This window comes from Clostridium sp. OM02-18AC (assembly GCF_003481825.1).
Lineage (GTDB): Bacteria > Bacillota > Clostridia > Lachnospirales > Lachnospiraceae > Brotaphodocola.
This window is the reverse complement of sequence record NZ_QULW01000007.1, coordinates 1-17657: the sequence shown is the minus strand read 5'-3', so window position 1 is coordinate 17657 and position 17657 is coordinate 1. Positions and strand designations below refer to the sequence as shown.

The following is a 17657-nucleotide window of genomic DNA, read 5'->3' as shown; positions in this document are numbered from 1 at the left end:
CAATTTCACGGAATGCCCCTGGCAAAAATGGGATTTCACTATTAGATTATTTCTGCGGATGCAAAGCACCTTCACTCTTTGCTACCACAACTGCTGCCGCTGCGTCACCGACAATATTCGGAATAACACGGGCCATATTCAGAATACGATCGATTCCGGCTAACAGACCAATCGTCTCTAATGGAAGGTTTACCGCATTCAGAACGATTGTCATCATGACGAGACCGGATCCCGGGATTCCTGCTGTACCGACAGATGCCAGGACTGCAGTCACCATAACCATGATCTGCTGGGTCACAGTGAGTTCGATGCCGAATACCTGGGATGCAAAAATAACTGCAACTGCCTCGTAAATTGCCGTACCATTCATGTTCATGACTGCGCCGAAGGGAATGACGAAGTCTGCGATCTTATCATCGACACCAAGTGCCTTGGTACATTTTAAGTTCAGAGGAATGGTTGCTACACTGGAGCAGGTTGCGAATACGAACAGAATTGCTTCTTTCATGGTGCCAAAGAATAACAATGTTGGTGATTTCTTTCCATGCTTCGGTCCATGCGCGGAAGAAATCCAGTACCGGAGCCCCCTTGTCTCCCAGTTTGATGAGGGAGAATCCCAGCAGAAGAGCAAAGAAAATGATCTGCAGCAGGTTCTGCTCACTTAAGGAATTGAATGGGTTGGTCGGAATGATGTTCATCAGCGTGTCTGCAATGCTCGGGATTTCCTTTGCATCATAAGCTGCCTGCGTTTCCATGACAAATCCCGCACCGATCTGCATCACGTTGCAAAGTACCAGGCCAATGGCTACCGCTACAGCAGTACCGCCAAGGAAAATTGCCAGCGTCTTTCCGCCAATCTTACCAAGTGTCTTGAAATCTTTCACATCGGCTGCTGCACAGATCAGAAGTCCCAGAACCAGCGGCGCAACTACCATAGTCAGAAGTCTTGTCAGGATGGTTCCCAGAAATGCAAGTTTCGTTGCGGATTCGCCCAAAATGACACCTGCTGCGATTCCCAATACAAAACCAATCATGATTTTTGTAAAAAGACTTAATTTGTTCCACATCTTAATCGGATTCATCGCATTTTCTCCGCCTTCCTAGACAAACCGGCATACATGGTCTACTGCGATATCAGAAAAACCATATGCCTCTGCTTTTGTCATTTTTCCATTGCAAACCTGATTGATCTCTTCTAACAGCATTTTTCCGCTCTCCTGAATCGTAGCGGTTCCATCCATAATGCCGCTTAAGTCGACATCCATATTGTCTTCCATCATCTGATAAGTCCGTTTGTTTGCGGTCACCTTCAATACCGGAGCAATCGCATTTCCGGTTGGGGTTCCGCGTCCGGTCGTGAAGACAACGCAGGCACATCCTGCTGCTACCATGGATGTTACGGAAGAAATATCATAACCTGCCGTATCCATAACGATAGCGCCGTGCTTCGTTGGGCGTTCTGCCTGCTCAAGCACTTCTACGATCGGTCTGGTACCGCCCTTGCGGATACAGCCCAGGCTCTTCTCATCCAGAGTGGAAAGACCGCCAGCCTTATTGCCTGGTGTCGGCTGTCCGGCACGGCAATCCTGACCTGCTGCCTTCAAATGCTTTTCATAATCTTCGCATACTTTGATGATCTGGTTATGGATTTCCGGAGTTGCCGCACGCTTTGCCAGCAGATGCTCACCGCCGATCCACTCAATCGACTCACTCATGATGGTGGAAGCACCAAGATCTACCAGAAGGTCGCTCAGTTCTCCTACTGCAGGGTTGGAAGCGATTCCAGAGGTTGCATCAGAACCGCCGCACTCGATTCCCATAAGCAGTTCGGAAATGTCACACTCCTCTTTCTGGACAAGCGCTGCCTGTGCAGCCATATCTCTTGCAGCACGCACTGCTTTTTCAATGGTCTTTAAGGTGCCGCCCTCTTCCTGGATACCAAACGATACCACCGGTTTGTCGGTCATGGCCTGAATTTTTTCTCTCAATTCTTTATGCGGAACAGTCTCACAGCCCAGTCCGATGATCACAACTCCGTATACGTTCGGGTTGCAGGCAAAACCGGTCAGAACTTTCTGCGACATTGCCGTGTTTGCAGCAACATCGGAGCAGCCCGTGTTAAACACAATGTTAACGGCTCCTCTTACCTGACTAGCCACAATGCGGCTGGATTCACTTCCGCAGGCACAAGCCGGTAAAATTAATACATGATTTCGAATTCCTACACGTCCATCTGAACGACGATAACCCATAAATTTCATAACTTTCCTCCTAATTTTTATGCCTCCGACACATACTCACTTTCATAATCACGCGGAACACTGTAAATATTTTTGTGATCTACCAGGCAGCCTTTTCCGATCGGAGACATTGCTTTTCCGATCAGCTCTCCATATTTATAAATTTCTGCCTCCTTCGCAACTTCCTCCAGTGCGATCTTATGTCCGAATGGGATATTTTCTTTCGCATCCACATTCAGGAACGCATCTCCATTTCGGTAGCAAACCATTTCGCCAGCCGCAACATCCCGCACGCAGGTCACTACGTTGTCTTTGGGATCCAGCATAATTGCATCAATCTTCATCTCGACTCCTATTCTCCGAATTATCCGGTTTTGACACAATATGATGTTGGGTTCAAAAATTGTCTTGTGCACAAGCTTCCAACGGATTTCCAATCTTTTTGCCCCTGATACCATCATCGTTTTGTGTCAGGTTTTTATTTTTTCTGTTGTCCTTATTATAAGTTCGCGCTATAATTAAATCAAATTTATCGTTTTTATTTTATTATAAATCAATTTTATATGAGGTATCTTATGCAGCAGGAAATGAAATATATCTATACCGTATATCAGAAAGGCAGCTTCTCCAAAGCCGCTGAATCCCTTTACATGACCCAGCCCGCCCTCAGTATTTCCATCCAGAAAGTAGAAACTGAGATCGGCATGCCTTTATTTAACCGCGACAAAAAGCCTCTGGAATTAACAGAGGCTGGAAAACTTTATATTGAAAAAATCCGTCAGATCATGCACCTGGAAAACGAATTGGCCCAACAGCTTGGAGACCTGACGTCTCTTAAAACCGGCAATCTGCGTGTCGGAGGATCCCATTATTTTAATTCTTATATTCTGCCTCCGGTCATTGCAGATTTCAAAAAAAAATGGCCCGGCATCGATCTGCAGCTGACCGAAGCCGGGTCCAATGAACTTTTGGATATGCTGAAAGAAGATCTGATCGACCTGACCTTTAACTGTACACCAGATTCTCATGATAAATTACGCCGGGTTCCAGGTTTCAAAGACACGATCCTCCTGGCTGTCTCTACCCGTTTTCCAGTCAACGACCACTTGAGAAAGGCTGCGCTTACCACCGGCGATATTCTTTCCCACCGTTATCTGGAAGAAAATTGTCCGGCTGTCACGATGGAAGCATTTGCTGATACCCCATTTATTTTACTCTCTCCCGGAAACAACCTGTACAGCCGCTCCCAGATTCTTTTTCAGGAAGCAGGCGTTATACCTCCGGTTGCCATGCAGGTTTCCCAGCTGGTCACCGCTTACCACCTGGCGCAGTCCGGAATCGGAGCTACCCTCATCAGCGACTGGATGGTTATTGGAAAACACCCGGAAATGGTGTACTACAAAATTGATTCTCCGCTTGCATCCCGTGTCTTTGATATTGTAACTCCGGGAAAAAACTATCTTTCCAATGCGCAGAAGGCTTTTATTGCGCTGTTCCAGGAATATTACAAAAATTCACGATTGTAAGATCACTTTTTTCCCGCGATAATACGTATTTCCTTCTTCATCTTTCGTAAACTGGCACAAAAACTGGTCATAGGAGATCCAGCTTTCCTCTGGATAATTGGCATGGACCATATTTGACACCACACCAGCCACCAGCATCGGAATGCCCTGCTCATTTGGGAAAGAATACCAGGTGATGGGGCAATCCGACCAACTTTCCACTCTGGAAATATCCAGATGCCTGCTCTTAATCTTTTCCATGAATGCAATGCGCATACTTAGTGCCGGTGAAAACGGCAATTCCGGATCTTCCTGATGCGAAGCACATAAAAAATCCTGGTCTCCGTAAATCCACATTGTCGGAACGGTCCGGCTGCCCGGCTGATAATTCGTTTTCATGATATCGTTTGAACGCAAAGCAGACCATGGCGCCACTGCAGTAAAAATATCTCCGGCTGCATAGCCAAGCACATCGCTCATCATCCCGCCGCTGGACTGTCCCATGGCATAGACACGACTCTGGTCGATGCCATAGCGGGTCTGGATATCTGCATAAATCTCCCGGATAAATTTCACATCGTCGATCGACTTTCCCTGATATTCCCCGCACCAAACCAGCACATTTCTTAATCCATGCTCTTTTTGCTGGTAAATTCCAGCCTGTGGGATTACGGCAATAAACTGTCGTTCTTCTGCAAGAGCGGAAATTCCACTCAGGTCAAAGAAGGTTTCTGCGGTACCTCCGCGTCCATGAAATACAAAAACAAGCGGCCATGTTTTATCCGGTGTGCAGCTGGACGGCACATATTCATACCAGGTACGCATGATGCCGTCCACCTTCTTTTCCCATTTCACTGCCCCGCAGGCAATCGGGTCTTTGAAATAACGCAGACACTTTCTGCCCTGTCCTCTGTGACGACGTGCCAGGCCAATATACTCCCATGCCTGTTCTATGTGCTTCACGGAAAAATCTTCTGTTCCAACTGCAACCCGTACCTGCGCAATATACTCTTCATTCACCTCACTGCGGACCCTGACCGGAGTCGGAGCCCAGATTTCATCTGCCCCACCTCCGGACAATGCGATTCCGGTCACGTGATTTTGCTCTTTCCAGTATGCGATCGCAGAACAATTCTCCCGGCTGTTTCGTTCTGATATCCGCATCCAGACCGGAAGCTGTGCCCTCGTTCCCATGATTTTCAGTTCTACTTCGCCCTGGCTTTCCTCCCCATGCAATATCGGTGCATCCTGAGTAAGATTTCCATTCAGCTCGCCGAACGTCATCAGTCCGCTCCACTCACTGGCCATGCGTTTTGCTGCCTGATGCGCTGCAAACGAAGCATCCCCGATTCCACAAAGATAAATATTATCCTGCATAGTAATGTAAAAGTCTCTCGCCTGGATCGTCACATAAATCGCATTCAGATAATCTGCATCACTTCCGTCCGGATTCCAATGATCCTCCGGATAAGCCACATGCAGAAACAGCTGTTTTTCCTCTGCAAAATCTTTTAAACCAGAAGTTTCCAGATATGCTTCCGGATGCACCCCGGAAGGAATTGCGGTTACCAGACATGGCTGACAGTATTCCAGATTTTCCGGAATATACGTGAGAAATCTGCGCGGTGTGCCATGAACCAGCGTATGCTCTTCAAATAAACCATGGACCAGCGTCCGGTTTGGATGCATCAGATCTACCTCAAGATCTTCCATGCAGGAAGGAAATGTTTTTGCTTCCATATTTCTTTGCCTCCATATTATATTTTGTAATCGCTGTTCTGCTTAGAACGGATATACCGTCATGATCCAGAAAATATTTACCAACGATAAAAGAATCGCCGGAAACACGGACTGCTTCAACTGAGACTTCACATCGTATCCACCGATATCCATAATCATCGGAACACACGCAGTTGCCATTGGCGTCATAAATGCGGTACAGCAGGCTGATGCAATCAGAAGCACCGGTCCAACACAGCTTACCCCCATACCCTTACATGCAAGAATCGCGATTGGCTGGAACGTTGCCATAACCGTACGGTTCTGCATGATCTGGGTGAGGAAAAACGGAACCAGATAAAATACAGCACCTACGAGATACGGATTCCCCAGCTTTCCTGCAACCGAAGCAATGGCTCCACCAATCAGATCTCCACCACCAGTATTCGCCAGGGCAGATCCCATGCAAAGGCTTCCTGCAATCAAAAAACCGAGATCCCACGGAACAGACGCAAATGCTTCTTTACTGGAAAGAACGCCAGTCAAAACCATGATCACAGCACCTGCAAGTACAATTTCCCAGGAAGCCAACGGTGCCAGACCCACCGCCTGTAAACCTGCATTCAACTGCGTGTTGAAAATCAATGCCAGACTTACCAAAAAGAATACCAGATATCCACATTTTTCTTTAGCAGGAGATAACGCTTCTGCTTTCTTATTCTTTGCAGCCAGATCTGCTCCATTTTCCATCTGAATCACAGGTTGTTCCGGTGAAAAACGATAGCCAAGGAATACACAATAAATAACCAGTACCACAAGGCTCATCCAGCGTCCTTTAAAAAGATCTGTGACAGCCAGCTGATACTCTGCGTAGTCATTTGCTGTAATATATCCATTTAATTCTGCAAACATCGCAAGTGATCCGCCTACCGGAATAATTCCACAAGCTGCGATGCAGGTAAGACCAACACAGAACGTAACTTTGCTTGGACTAATATGTAATTCCTCACAACTCGCTGCCACAATCGGAGCCATAATACAAAACGCTGCTGCCGCACTTCCGGTTAAAGTCGCCGCAAGGACGGATGCAAAGATAAAGCCAAACATAACTTTTGTAATGCTTCCCTTAGACAGTACGTTTACACTTCGTCCGATCATCTTAACAAACTGTGTCTTGTTAAATCCAGCGGATACTACAAACATACTGAGCACCATAATGACATTGCTGTTTCCAATATTGCCCAATGCATCCTTCGCTGAAATGCAGCCTGTCAGCAGAAACAAAAGCATACTGCACGCCGCAACTGTGCCAAGTGTCATTTTCCCCCAGACATAACCCAGGATTGTCAAAAGACAAATGACAAGGCAGATTCCTAATAATTGATTCATGACTCTTCTCCTGTTCCCCATAAATTTATCTATGGTGTTTTTACTTTTAGCTACATTATAGGAATCTGCCTGCTTAAAATCAAATTTATAGATTTTATTTTATTATAAATTCATTTTATGCACATGAAAATTTTACATATTATTACGATTACAATTCTCCCCTCAGATACGCGATCACCCCAGCCGCACTGCGTTCCTTCACCGCCATGGTATACTCTGCCTCATGGATATGCTCCAGATAATGCGCATCGGAATCGCAGATTGTGCGGCACTGGAAAAGATACGGATTGTTCTGCTGCAGTTTGGAAAGTTTTGTCATGTCATGCAGCTCAACCGTTCGAAACTGGCTTTCCGGCGGCATAAAGCCCAGGTTTGAGAGCAGGCTGTTGGCATTTTTATCGATATGCGCCGGGATCATGACGCCACCATACTGCCCAGCCACAATATCCCAGAGTTCATCAAAGGAAAGCGTTGTACTGTTGATGAGCAAATTCGGCTCTGTACCGATGCAGATGTCTTCCTCATTCATGATCTGCTGCTTTCCAAAGATGTCTTCCCGGTTTGGAAATTTTATCAGTTTTTCATAGACAAACCGGTCAAACTCCAGCGCAGCGGAAAGCTCCGGGAAAAGGCAGACTGCATGAACTTCCTCTGCCGTGGTCAGTTCCATGCCCGGAATGACCAGAATTCCATACTGTTCCGCCAGCTTCATGACCGCCGGACAGTTTTTGCAGGAATTGTGGTCTGTCACTGCGATCACATCCAGCCCTTTGATCGCTGTCATTCCCACAATATTGCCCGGCGTCATGTCATCGTCCCCACAGGGAGAAAGGCAGGAGTGGATGTGCAGGTCATAACTCAATGTTACGCAATCTGAACATCGTTCTGACAGATTTTTCTGTTCCTGCACCGCATGCGCATCCCGGTTCATGACTTCTGCTCCCCACCCTGCATCTGCTGCCAGATCCAGAGTGCCGCATCAAACACCGGAAGTTCCGTAGCCAGCACTGTAATGTCCTGCTGCTCTGCTTTCTTTTTTGCCGTTTCATCCAACGTTGCTCCTTCTGCCAAAACAATACAGGCTGCATCTGCCAGCGTTGCCACCGCCAGCGTGTTCATGTTTCCCATAACCGTGACCCAGGCACAGCCCGCCGGGGCCTTTCCCATAGCCACACTCAAAAGATCGCAGCAAAACGGAGTCGTAATTTCCCGTTCCGGCTCATCGCCCGCATGGATCACCTGAAATTTTCCACTCTCAAGAAGATGTTTGACGTTCATATTTCCTCCTTATTGCCTGTTCTGATGGCAGTCTTTTCTGCACATTCTGTCACTCAGACATTTCCTTTCTCTGTGTTTGGGTCCGTGTTTTCACCCATGTTTTCGTTTTTCTCACGGTTTTGTTCCTCCAGAAGCTTCTGCATCCGCTCTTTCAGCACATAAACACAGTCCTCTTCCTTCGCCTCGCCTTTTGCAATATCCTCCGCAAGTGCCCTGCAGGATGGCGCCCCGCAGGCACCGCAGTCAAGTCCCGGAAGCTGTTTGCTCAAAGCCTCAATTCGGCTTAAACGGGCAAAACTCTCCATCATACTTTCGCCTAAATTGTAGACCGGCTCATATTCAACGGTTTCTGTCCACGAAAGCAAATTTTCTGCTTCTGTCTCGGTTTCTGCATCCATATGGCTTCTTGCCACCGGCATATACTTGCGCAAATGCTTGAGTTTTACTTCTGCAACGTACGGATTTTCTACCGTCAGGACTCCTCCCACGCAGCCGCCGCTGCAGGCATCCAGCTCAACAAATTTTAAATCGGTAAACTTCTGGTCTTCCATGTCCTCCAGCACCCGGATGACATTTTCTATTCCATCTGCCGCCAGATAACTCTCCGTAAACAGACCTCCGGCCTCGCCGCCGCTGTGTCCCCAGCTGATGCCGATCTTGCCGGAAATGCTGATATTTTCCGGATCTTCCTCCACCTGCTTCATATATTTTAAAAGCTGTGGATATACATCTTTAATGGCAAACACACAGTCGATCTCGCTCTTTTTCATTCCGATCGGCGATCTCGCATAAGTCACCTTGGACGCACATGGGGAAAGAAAACAGATTCCGATTTTTTCCCTTGGAAGTCCTGTTTTTTCCATAGCCCGCTTCACTGCAAGTCCCGCTGCCACTTCCACCGGCGGATTTAACGGCAAAAGATGCGGAATCAGATTCGGAAACCGCACCCGGATCAGCCGTACCACACTCGGACAGGCCGTACTGATCAGAGGCAGCTGTTCTTCGTGTTCGGTTATGTAAGAGCGGGTTGCTTCGCTGACCAGCTCCGCTGCAGCGCCCACTTCAAATACATCATCAAATCCCATCCGCAAAAGGGCGTGCAGCACAATGTTGATATCATCCAGATTGTTAAACTGACTGTATAAAGAAGGAGCCGGAAGCGCCACCGTATATTGAAAACGATTCATTTCCTCAAGCGGATCATAAACCGCATGCTTTGCATGATGCGGACATACTCGGATACAGGCTCCGCAGTCGATGCAGAACTTTTTGTTGATCCGGGCTTTTCCATCCTGCACGCGGATGGCCTGGGTGGGGCAGCGCTTGATGCAATTGATGCAGCCTTTGCACAAGTCCTCATCCAGACGTACGGAATGGTAAAACTTATCCATCCGTTCTCACCTCCAACTATCATTTTGTTGCCGTTCGCATGCTGTACAGCAGCAGCGGGATTTTTCCAGTCCCACCCGGCACATGCTCACCCAAGTAATACTTCCATCGTAATCTTGGTTCCGACGCCAAGCTCTGTCTCTATTTTCATATCATCGGTATACTTTTTCATATTCGGAAGTCCCATTCCTGCTCCAAAACCAAGATTTCGTACCTCATCCGGCGCCGTGGAATAGCCCTCCTGCATGGCACGCTCAATATCCGGAATGCCAGGACCTACATCATCTAAGATCATCCGGACCTTCTGCGGCGTGATTTCTACCGTGATCTCACCGCCCTTTGCATGAATCACCATATTGATCTCGCCCTCATACATGGCAATGGCAACCTTGCGTACGGTCGCCGGGCTGATGCCAAGCTGCTTCAATTTCCCTTTCACATCACTGCTGGCCTCTCCCGCCCGGGTAAAGTCATCTGCCGAGATATGATACTGTAATACGATCGCATTTTCCATTAGACTGCACCTCCGCCTAATCCCGCCTGGTAGAGCATACCGCAGGTGGAATACATACGATGCCCCGTTTCCATGACAATAAGTTCACGTTCTTTTGCCATGGAGAGAATCGTCTCATCTGGTTTTTTTCCGCGGACAAAGATCACACACACAATGTCTAACATCTCTGCAGTCCGGATCACCTGCGGATTGCACAGTCCTGTAATGAGGACCGAATGATCTTTGGAAAAAGCCAGCACATCGCTCATCATATCGGATGCGCAGGCGCTTGTGATCTCACGGTCCAGAAATTCTTCTCCCGTAAGGACTCTCGCCCCGAGGATTTTCTGAACATTTCTTGCTGTCATAAGCAGATTCCCCCTGTCATAGGATACCTGTAAATGATCGCAGATGGCTATAACCGGCCATATTGATTTAGCCATTTTCCGTCATTTTTTCAGGTTTTATTTCGTCACATTTTTGTCATACTAAACATATTTCCAAGGTAAGAATATCATCTTTTCTGTTAATAATCAACAAAAAGATGAATTGCGTTTTTAAATTAACACAGAAAATTTGTAGATTTTTTTTCATCTTCATGTTAAGATATTATAAACATTTTACAATAGCAATAAGGAGGAGGGTTACCATGGCTTGTAAAAAAGAATGTGTTCCTTTCAGCGGAACCCCCGAGCAGGAAGCGGCTCTGAAAAAGGTGATTGCTGAATTGAAAGACACCAAAGGCGCACTGATGCCGATCATGCAGCAGGCGCAGGAAATTTACGGCTATCTGCCGATCGAAGTCCAGACTATGATTTCCGACGAAACCGGAATCCCGTTAGAAAAAATCTACGGCGTTTCCACATTCTATTCCCAGTTTGCCCTGCAGCCAAAGGGCAAATATCAGATTTCCGTATGCTTAGGCACAGCCTGCTACGTCAAAGGCTCCGGTGCGATCTTTTCCAAACTGGAAGAACTGCTCGGCATCAGCAACGGGGAGTGCACCCCGGACGGACGTTTTTCCCTGGATTCCTGCCGCTGTGTCGGCGCCTGCGGACTGGCTCCGGTCATGATGATCAACGACGAAGTTTACGGACGGCTTACCCCGGACGATATTCCTGGCATCCTTGCCAAATACCAGTAGCCTATGATGCCGGAAATTTCTTTGAACATTCTTGATGTAGCAGAAAATTCCACCCGGGCAGGCGCATCTTTCATCCGGATCACGGTAGATATCCAGCCGGAAACGGACAGGCTGACCGTCATCATTACTGACGACGGCTGCGGCATGACAAGCGAACAGTTAGAGCGGGTCACGGACCCATTCTACACCAGCCGCACAACCAGAAAAGTGGGGCTCGGTGTTCCTTTTTTCAAGCTCGCTGCGGAAAGCACCGGCGGAAGCTTCCGGATGGAGTCGGAACCCGGGAAAGGAACCACGGTCACCGCGGTCTTTGCACTCGGTCACATCGACCGGATGCCGCTTGGCGACATGACTGCCACCATCCACACCCTGATTCTCGGGCACCCGGATACCGATTTTCTCTACCGTTACCGTTATCGTCAAAATGAATTCACGCTCGACACCCGCGAAATGCGAGAAATCCTGGGCGGCGTTCCTTTTGACGCACCTGAAATTTCCAATTATATCAGGGATTATCTGACAGAAAACAAACTCGAAACCGACGGAGGAGCTGTTTATTAAATTTGGATTGCAGGTCGGAATGGCACACTCATTGCGAGCGATGCACAGACCTGTTTTCAAAAAAGCCCCCGTCAGAACAGGAGGAATCATTAGCATGAAAAGTCTTGAAGAATTAAGAGCGATCCGCGAGAGAATGCAAAGTCAGGTCAGCATGCGTGCGGAAGACCACACCCACACCCGCGTTGTGGTCGGCATGGCTACCTGCGGCATTGCCAGCGGCGCAAGACCGGTCCTTAACACCCTTTCCACACTCGTTCAGGAAAAAGGTCTGACCGATAAAGTTTCCGTTACCCAGACCGGATGCATCGGTCTTTGCCAGTATGAGCCGATCGTAGAGGTCATGGAACCTGGCAAACCGAAGATCACCTACATTAAGATGAATGCAGACAAGGCAGCCGAGGTTGTGGAACGCCACCTCATCGGCGGACATATCGTAGAAGAATACACATTAAATTCAGCAGATCTGAAATAAGGAGGAAAGCGGATGTATCGTTCACATGTATTAGTTTGCGGCGGAACAGGCTGTACCTCCTCCGGAAGCCAGCAGATTATGGAAACCTTAAAAGAAGAGATCAAAAAAGCCGGACTGGAAAAGGAAGTCTCCGTTGTCCAGACCGGATGCCATGGTCTCTGCGCCCTGGGTCCGATCATGATCGTCTACCCAGACGCAAGCTTCTACTCTATGGTCAAGGTAGAAGATATTCCTGAGATCGTTCAGGAGCACTTATTAAAAGGACGTGTCGTTACCCGTCTTCTTTACCAGGAGACCGTTACCCCGGCCGGCGTCAAGGCTCTTATCGACACCAACTTCTACAAGAAGCAGCACCGCATCGCACTTCGCAACTGCGGTATCATCAACCCGGAAGTCATTGAAGAGTACATCGGAACCGGCGGCTACGCTGCCCTCGGTAAAGTTCTCACCGAGATGACTCCGGACGACGTCATCCAGTGCCTGTTAGATTCCGGCCTGCGCGGACGCGGCGGCGGCGGATTCCCGACCGGTCTCAAATGGAAGCTTGCAAAGCAGAACGATGCCGACCAGAAGTACGTCTGCTGTAACGCCGACGAGGGTGACCCGGGCGCATTCATGGACCGCTCCGTCTTAGAGGGCGACCCGCACGCTGTCCTGGAGGCTATGGCGATTGCCGGTTATGCGATCGGCGCAAGCCAGGGCTACATCTACGTGCGTGCAGAGTACCCGATTGCCGTTGAACGACTGAAAATTGCAATCAAACAAGCTCGCGAGATGGAGCTCTTAGGCAAAGATATCTTCGGCAGTGGCTTCGATTTCGACATTGACCTGCGTCTCGGTGCCGGAGCATTCGTCTGCGGCGAGGAAACCGCCCTCATGACCTCCATCGAAGGCAACCGCGGCGAGCCAAGACCGCGTCCTCCGTTCCCGGCACAGAAGGGCCTGTTCGGCAAACCGACCATCTTAAATAACGTAGAAACCTTTGCAAACATCCCGCAGATCATCTTAAATGGTCCGGAATGGTTCGCTTCCATGGGTACCGAAAAATCCAAGGGCACCAAGGTCTTCGCCCTGGGCGGCAAAATCCACAACACCGGTCTGGTCGAGATTCCGATGGGTACCACCCTGCGCGAAGTCATCGAGGAGATCGGCGGCGGTATCCCGAACGGCAAGAAGTTCAAGGCGGCACAGACCGGCGGTCCGTCCGGCGGATGTATCCCGGCGGAGCATTTCGATATCCCGATTGACTACGATAACCTCATTTCCATCGGTTCCATGATGGGCTCCGGCGGCCTCATCGTTATGGACGAGACCGACTGTATGGTAGACATCGCAAAATTCTTCCTGGAGTTCACCGTTGAAGAATCCTGCGGCAAATGTACACCGTGCCGTATCGGCACCAAGCGCATGCTGGAGATCCTCACCAAGATCACCAAGGGCACCGCAACCATGGAAGACTTAGACAAGCTCGAAGAGCTCTGCTACTACGTCAAGGAAAACTCCGCCTGCGGTCTTGGCCAGACGGCTCCAAACCCGGTGCTTTCCACCCTCCGCTACTTCCGCGATGAGTACGAGGCACATATCAAAGAGAAACGCTGTCCTGCAGGCGTCTGCAAGGCCCTGCTCTCCTACCACATCGACGCAGACAAATGTAAGGGCTGTACCCTGTGTGCAAGAAACTGCCCGGTTGGCGCCATCATCGGCACAGTCAAGAATCCGCACATCATCGACACCGACAAGTGCGTCAAGTGCGGTGCCTGCATGGAGAAATGTAAGTTCGGCGCAATCTACAAACAGTAATGGAGGATGGATATGGAGAATATTACGATCAAAATTAACGGCATAGAAGTCAGTGCTCCAAAAGGCTCCACCATTCTGGAGGCAGCAAGACTGGCGCACATTGAAATTCCGACACTCTGCTTTTTAAAAGACATCAACGAGATCGGCGCATGCCGTATCTGCGTGGTAGAAGTAAAAGGCGCAAGAAGCCTGGTAGTTTCCTGCGTCTATCCGATCAATGAAGGCATGGAAGTATGGACCAATACCCCGAAGGTACTGGAATCCCGCAGAAAAACCCTGCAGCTTTTACTTTCCAACCACGACCGCAAGTGCTTATCCTGCGTCCGCAGCGGAAACTGCGAGCTGCAGCAGCTCTGTAAAGAACTCGGCGTGACCGACGAAGGCTATTACGATGGTGAGCGCACCCCGTCCAGGATTGACGACAGTGCCGTTCACATGATCCGCGACAACAGCAAATGTATCCTGTGCCGCCGCTGCTCTGCAGTCTGCGAAAAGGTACAGGGCATTGGCGTCATCGGTGCCAACATGCGTGGCTTTGCTACCTTTATCGGCTCTGCTTTCGACATGGGCCTGGGCGAGACCTCCTGCGTCTCCTGCGGCCAGTGTATCGCAGTCTGCCCGACCGGTGCCCTGCAGGAAAAATCCCAGGTGGACGAAGTTCTGGCAGCGATCGCAGATCCGAAGAAACATGTCATCGTGCAGACCGCCCCGGCTGTCCGCGCAGCTTTAGGCGAAGAATTCGGTTATCCGATCGGCACCAACGTACAGGGCAAGATGGCAGCTGCGCTGCGCCGCATCGGCTTTGACAAGGTATTCGACACCAACTTCAGCGCTGACTTAACCATCATGGAAGAAGCGCATGAATTCTTAGACCGCGTGCAGAACGGCGGCGTGCTTCCGCTCATCACCTCCTGCTCCCCGGGCTGGATCAAATACTGCGAACACTACTTCCCGGATATGACCGAGAACCTCTCCAGCTGCAAATCCCCACAGCAAATGTTCGGTGCCATCGCCAAATCCTACTACGCAGAAAAGATGGGACTGGATCCGAAGGACATCGTGTCTGTTTCCATCATGCCGTGTACCGCAAAGAAATTCGAGATTCAGCGGCCGGATGAAGCCGCAAACGGCGTCCCGGATGTTGACTACTCCCTGACCACCAGAGAGCTTGCCCGCATGATCCGCAAAGTCGGCCTGAAATTCAACACACTTCCAGACGAAGAATACGACGCACCGCTCGGTCTTGGAACCGGTGCTGCTGTCATCTTCGGCGCAACCGGCGGTGTTATGGAGGCTGCACTGCGTACTGCAGTCGAGACGCTCACCGGCGAGGAATTAAAGAACCTGGACTTCACCGATGTCCGCGGCATGGAAGGCATCAAGGAAGCCACCTACCCGGTAGCCGGACTGGAAGTCAAAGTCGCCATCGCCTCCGGTCTCGGCAACGCAAAGAAGCTGCTCGAGAAAGTCAAATCCGGCGAAGCAGCCTACCACTTCATCGAGATCATGGGCTGCCCGGGCGGATGCATCAACGGCGGCGGCCAGCCGCAGCAGCCGGGCTATGTACGCAACACCGTCGATATTCGCGGCCTGCGTGCAAAAGTCCTCTACGACTCCGATAAAAACAACCCGATCCGGAAATCCCATGAGAATCCGGCCATCCAGGAGCTGTACGCAACGTTCCTCGGCGAACCAGGAAGTGAGAAGGCACATCATTTGCTGCACACCACATATGTGAAGAGGAAAGTGAACGAAATCTAAAATAACAATTTGATTCACTTTAATAGGGCCGTGTGAGTTGCCTTTCGACAACTCACACGGCCCTTATCATATACTTAAATTGTTATGTGTTACAGTAAAATATACTTCAATACAAACAGCACAGCCAGCACATACATCAGCGGCGTGATGTGCTTCTCTTTTGCCTTTCCGGTTACCAGATTGATGGCCACATAGGAGATAACCCCCATAGCGATTCCTTCGGAAATGCTATACATAAACGGCATTGCAATGACTGCAATGTAAGCCGGAATGGCCTCCGTGTAATCCGCAAAATTGACTTTCAGAATAGAGGTCAGCATCAAAAATCCTACTACGATCAAAGCCGGTGCCGTTGCAAAGGACGGAATAGCCAAAAAGATCGGGGACAGGAACAGGGATAATGCAAACAGGATCGCAGATACCACTGCGGTCAGACCGGTTCTTCCGCCCTCTGCCACGCCAGATGCACTCTCTACGAAAGTGGTTGTGGTAGAAGTACCAAGTACTGCACCAACTGCAGTACCGATAGAATCGGAAAGGAGCGCGCCGCGGATGCGCGGCAGGCGTCCCTGTTCATCCAGCATGTTTGCCTTGGATGCCACACCAATGAGCGTTCCCAGGGTATCAAACATATCTACAAACAGAAAAGCAAACATTACAACTACAAAATCCAGAGAAGCCACACGGCTGAAATCCATTTTCATAAAGGTCGGGGCCAGACTCGGAACTGCAATTCCGTTGGAGAAATCCGGGAGCAGGCTGTAGCAGCCGGCATCCGGGTTGACCTGATAAATACCAGTCAGCTGACATACAATGCCGAGTGCCCAGGTGATCAAAATTCCCCAGAGAATGTTGCCCTTCACACCTTTTACCAGAAGGACTCCGGTAATCAGCACACCGATCAAAGCCAGAAGCACGGTGATGCCCTCACTGTGAAACAGTCCATTTGCTACCGAAGCTTTAAAGGAATACATGCCAACCAGGGTTGCGCTGTCCACAACAATCTTAGCATTCTGCAAACCAATGAATGCAATAAACAGACCGATTCCTGCGGATACTGCATATTTTAAGTTCATCGGAATGGAGTTAAAGATCTGCTCACGCACATTGGTTAAGGATAATGCCAGGAAGATGATACCTTCTACAAATACTGCTGCAAGTGCCATTTCCCAGGTGTAACCCATAGAAAGGACAACCGTATAAGCAAAATAAGCATTCAGCCCCATACCCGGTGCCAGCACGAACGGATAATTGGAAAATGCTGCCATAAGCAGTGTTGCAATTGCCGAGGCAAGTGCCGTTGCTGTAAACACGGCACCGCTGTCCATGCCAGATGCACTTAATACACTGGGATTGACTGCCAGGATGTAGGCCATGGTCATAAACGTGGTAATACCGGCCATGACCTCAGTCTTTACATCGGTATGGTTTTCTTTGAGATGGAATAGCTTTTCCAGATTCATAAGACCCTCCTTTTAGTAAGAACAACATGTTACAGTTTTCTAACGCTGTCCCTATTTTATCATCTATCCTTATAAATTGCTACATTTTTTGATGTTTTTCTGATAAGACTTTACTTACATATATTCTTACCGTTTTGCCATAATAGCTATATATAAATACAAATAAATATAAGTAAATATTTTATTTTAAAATAAATACATATAAATAAATAAGGAGTAAATTATGAAAACAGCTAATCCTTTTACGCTGACATTCGGTCAAAAGCCTGCCGAATTCATCTCCCGCGGCGATCACAGATCAACAGGATTTTAGATAACTTCGATATGGAAGTTCCCTCTAACACTTGTTTACCACGTTCTGTGGAGCACCATCGATCACAGACCTGATGTTCTCAGCTGTCGTGTTCATGATACGTTCCCGTGCTTCCTTGGTTGCCCAGGAG

General features: G+C 48.9%; 18 protein-coding genes and 1 pseudogene. 6 read left to right on the top strand and 13 right to left on the bottom strand.

The window, feature by feature from the left end; all coding sequences use genetic code 11:
- Positions 1-46 precede the first annotated feature (46 nt).
- The 4 genes from DXB18_RS16545 to DXB18_RS06405 are packed head-to-tail and all read right to left on the bottom strand — an operon-like array spanning position 47 to position 2584.
- Positions 47-508: a cation:dicarboxylase symporter family transporter gene (locus tag DXB18_RS16545; RefSeq protein WP_243103240.1), complete on the bottom strand. Its 462-nt coding sequence runs from the start codon at positions 506-508 to the stop codon at positions 47-49.
- Positions 414-1082, bottom strand: coding sequence for a cation:dicarboxylase symporter family transporter (locus tag DXB18_RS16540; protein WP_243103237.1), 669 nt, complete (start codon positions 1080-1082; stop codon positions 414-416). Before DXB18_RS16540 ends, DXB18_RS16545 begins: the two co-directional genes overlap by 95 nt.
- 18 nt (positions 1083-1100) lie before the next feature.
- On the bottom strand, positions 1101-2261 hold the full coding sequence (locus tag DXB18_RS06410; RefSeq protein WP_118706679.1) for a UxaA family hydrolase: 1161 nt from the start codon (positions 2259-2261) through the stop codon (positions 1101-1103).
- A 17-nt stretch (positions 2262-2278) separates the two neighbouring features.
- Entirely contained in the window at positions 2279-2584 is a 306-nt protein-coding gene (locus tag DXB18_RS06405) for a UxaA family hydrolase (protein WP_118706677.1), read from the bottom strand.
- Between the two features lie 231 nt (positions 2585-2815).
- On the opposite strand from DXB18_RS06405, the gene DXB18_RS06400 reads away from it, so the two are divergent.
- On the top strand, positions 2816-3766 hold the full coding sequence (locus DXB18_RS06400; protein WP_182430495.1) for a LysR family transcriptional regulator: 951 nt from the start codon (positions 2816-2818) through the stop codon (positions 3764-3766).
- Here DXB18_RS06400 and DXB18_RS06395 read toward each other — a convergent pair.
- From DXB18_RS06395 to DXB18_RS06365, 7 genes are all read right to left on the bottom strand, one after another.
- Complete coding sequence (locus tag DXB18_RS06395) at positions 3755-5485, bottom strand: PHB depolymerase family esterase (RefSeq protein ID WP_118706673.1); 1731 nt, start codon at positions 5483-5485, stop codon at positions 3755-3757. The genes DXB18_RS06400 and DXB18_RS06395 overlap by 12 nt on opposite strands.
- Positions 5486-5527: 42 nt before the next feature.
- Positions 5528-6853 carry an SLC13 family permease gene (locus DXB18_RS06390; RefSeq protein ID WP_118541640.1) on the bottom strand — a complete coding sequence of 442 codons (1326 nt, stop codon included), beginning with the start codon at positions 6851-6853 and terminating at the stop codon, positions 5528-5530.
- 148 nt (positions 6854-7001) lie between these two features.
- Entirely contained in the window at positions 7002-7784 is a 783-nt protein-coding gene (locus DXB18_RS06385) for a PHP domain-containing protein (protein ID WP_118706671.1), read from the bottom strand.
- The gene (locus tag DXB18_RS06380) at positions 7781-8131 is read right to left on the bottom strand and encodes a hypothetical protein (protein ID WP_118706669.1); all 351 of its coding nucleotides are present in this window, start codon (positions 8129-8131) and stop codon (positions 7781-7783) included. Before DXB18_RS06380 ends, DXB18_RS06385 begins: the two co-directional genes overlap by 4 nt.
- 53 nt (positions 8132-8184) lie before the next feature.
- Positions 8185-9522: a [Fe-Fe] hydrogenase large subunit C-terminal domain-containing protein gene (locus tag DXB18_RS06375; protein WP_118706667.1), complete on the bottom strand. Its 1338-nt coding sequence runs from the start codon at positions 9520-9522 to the stop codon at positions 8185-8187.
- Positions 9523-9608: 86 nt separating this feature from the next.
- A complete protein-coding gene (locus tag DXB18_RS06370; protein ID WP_118706665.1) occupies positions 9609-10034 on the bottom strand; it encodes an ATP-binding protein in 426 nt (141 codons plus the stop codon).
- On the bottom strand, positions 10034-10381 hold the full coding sequence (locus DXB18_RS06365; protein WP_118706663.1) for a DRTGG domain-containing protein: 348 nt from the start codon (positions 10379-10381) through the stop codon (positions 10034-10036). Before DXB18_RS06365 ends, DXB18_RS06370 begins: the two co-directional genes overlap by 1 nt.
- Before the next feature lie 281 nt (positions 10382-10662).
- On the opposite strand from DXB18_RS06365, the gene nuoE reads away from it, so the two are divergent.
- From nuoE to DXB18_RS06340, 5 genes are all read left to right on the top strand, one after another.
- Complete coding sequence (gene nuoE, locus DXB18_RS06360; RefSeq protein ID WP_118706661.1) at positions 10663-11157, top strand: NADH-quinone oxidoreductase subunit NuoE; 495 nt, start codon at positions 10663-10665, stop codon at positions 11155-11157.
- Between the two features lie 3 nt (positions 11158-11160).
- Entirely contained in the window at positions 11161-11718 is a 558-nt protein-coding gene (locus DXB18_RS06355) for a sensor histidine kinase (protein ID WP_118706659.1), read from the top strand.
- 94 nt (positions 11719-11812) lie between these two features.
- Complete coding sequence (locus DXB18_RS06350) at positions 11813-12190, top strand: (2Fe-2S) ferredoxin domain-containing protein (RefSeq protein WP_118541624.1); 378 nt, start codon at positions 11813-11815, stop codon at positions 12188-12190.
- A 12-nt stretch (positions 12191-12202) separates the two neighbouring features.
- Positions 12203-13990, top strand: coding sequence for an NADH-quinone oxidoreductase subunit NuoF (gene nuoF / locus DXB18_RS06345; protein ID WP_118706657.1), 1788 nt, complete (start codon positions 12203-12205; stop codon positions 13988-13990).
- 12 nt (positions 13991-14002) lie between these two features.
- A complete protein-coding gene (locus DXB18_RS06340; protein WP_118541620.1) occupies positions 14003-15751 on the top strand; it encodes an NADH-dependent [FeFe] hydrogenase, group A6 in 1749 nt (582 codons plus the stop codon).
- Between the two features lie 89 nt (positions 15752-15840).
- Here DXB18_RS06340 and DXB18_RS06335 read toward each other — a convergent pair whose 3' ends face one another.
- Both DXB18_RS06335 and DXB18_RS06330 read right to left on the bottom strand, forming a co-directional pair.
- A complete protein-coding gene (locus DXB18_RS06335; RefSeq protein ID WP_118706655.1) occupies positions 15841-17214 on the bottom strand; it encodes an NCS2 family permease in 1374 nt (457 codons plus the stop codon).
- Between the two features lie 337 nt (positions 17215-17551).
- Positions 17552-17657 (bottom strand): annotated as a pseudogene (locus DXB18_RS06330) (D-2-hydroxyacid dehydrogenase); the annotation flags it as partial.

Excerpts from the sequence above, each read along its gene's own strand:
- DXB18_RS06390 (WP_118541640.1), bottom strand. The coding sequence starts at position 6,853 with ATGAATCAATTATTAGGAATCTGCCTTGTCATTTGTCTTTTGACAATC.
- DXB18_RS06370 (WP_118706665.1), bottom strand. The coding sequence starts at position 10,034 with ATGGAAAATGCGATCGTATTACAGTATCATATCTCGGCAGATGACTTT.
- DXB18_RS06385 (WP_118706671.1), bottom strand. The coding sequence starts at position 7,784 with ATGAACCGGGATGCGCATGCGGTGCAGGAACAGAAAAATCTGTCAGAA.
- DXB18_RS06400 (WP_182430495.1), top strand. The coding sequence starts at position 2,816 with ATGCAGCAGGAAATGAAATATATCTATACCGTATATCAGAAAGGCAGC.
- DXB18_RS16545 (WP_243103240.1), bottom strand. The coding sequence starts at position 508 with ATGAAAGAAGCAATTCTGTTCGTATTCGCAACCTGCTCCAGTGTAGCA.
- DXB18_RS06375 (WP_118706667.1), bottom strand. The coding sequence starts at position 9,522 with ATGGATAAGTTTTACCATTCCGTACGTCTGGATGAGGACTTGTGCAAA.
- DXB18_RS06350 (WP_118541624.1), top strand. The coding sequence starts at position 11,813 with ATGAAAAGTCTTGAAGAATTAAGAGCGATCCGCGAGAGAATGCAAAGT.
- nuoF (WP_118706657.1), top strand. The coding sequence starts at position 12,203 with ATGTATCGTTCACATGTATTAGTTTGCGGCGGAACAGGCTGTACCTCC.
- DXB18_RS06405 (WP_118706677.1), bottom strand. The coding sequence starts at position 2,584 with ATGAAGATTGATGCAATTATGCTGGATCCCAAAGACAACGTAGTGACC.
- DXB18_RS16540 (WP_243103237.1), bottom strand. The coding sequence starts at position 1,082 with ATGAATCCGATTAAGATGTGGAACAAATTAAGTCTTTTTACAAAAATC.
- DXB18_RS06410 (WP_118706679.1), bottom strand. The coding sequence starts at position 2,261 with ATGAAATTTATGGGTTATCGTCGTTCAGATGGACGTGTAGGAATTCGA.
- DXB18_RS06380 (WP_118706669.1), bottom strand. The coding sequence starts at position 8,131 with ATGAACGTCAAACATCTTCTTGAGAGTGGAAAATTTCAGGTGATCCAT.
- DXB18_RS06365 (WP_118706663.1), bottom strand. The coding sequence starts at position 10,381 with ATGACAGCAAGAAATGTTCAGAAAATCCTCGGGGCGAGAGTCCTTACG.
- nuoE (WP_118706661.1), top strand. The coding sequence starts at position 10,663 with ATGGCTTGTAAAAAAGAATGTGTTCCTTTCAGCGGAACCCCCGAGCAG.
- DXB18_RS06355 (WP_118706659.1), top strand. The coding sequence starts at position 11,161 with ATGATGCCGGAAATTTCTTTGAACATTCTTGATGTAGCAGAAAATTCC.
- DXB18_RS06395 (WP_118706673.1), bottom strand. The coding sequence starts at position 5,485 with ATGGAAGCAAAAACATTTCCTTCCTGCATGGAAGATCTTGAGGTAGAT.
- DXB18_RS06340 (WP_118541620.1), top strand. The coding sequence starts at position 14,003 with ATGGAGAATATTACGATCAAAATTAACGGCATAGAAGTCAGTGCTCCA.
- DXB18_RS06335 (WP_118706655.1), bottom strand. The coding sequence starts at position 17,214 with ATGAATCTGGAAAAGCTATTCCATCTCAAAGAAAACCATACCGATGTA.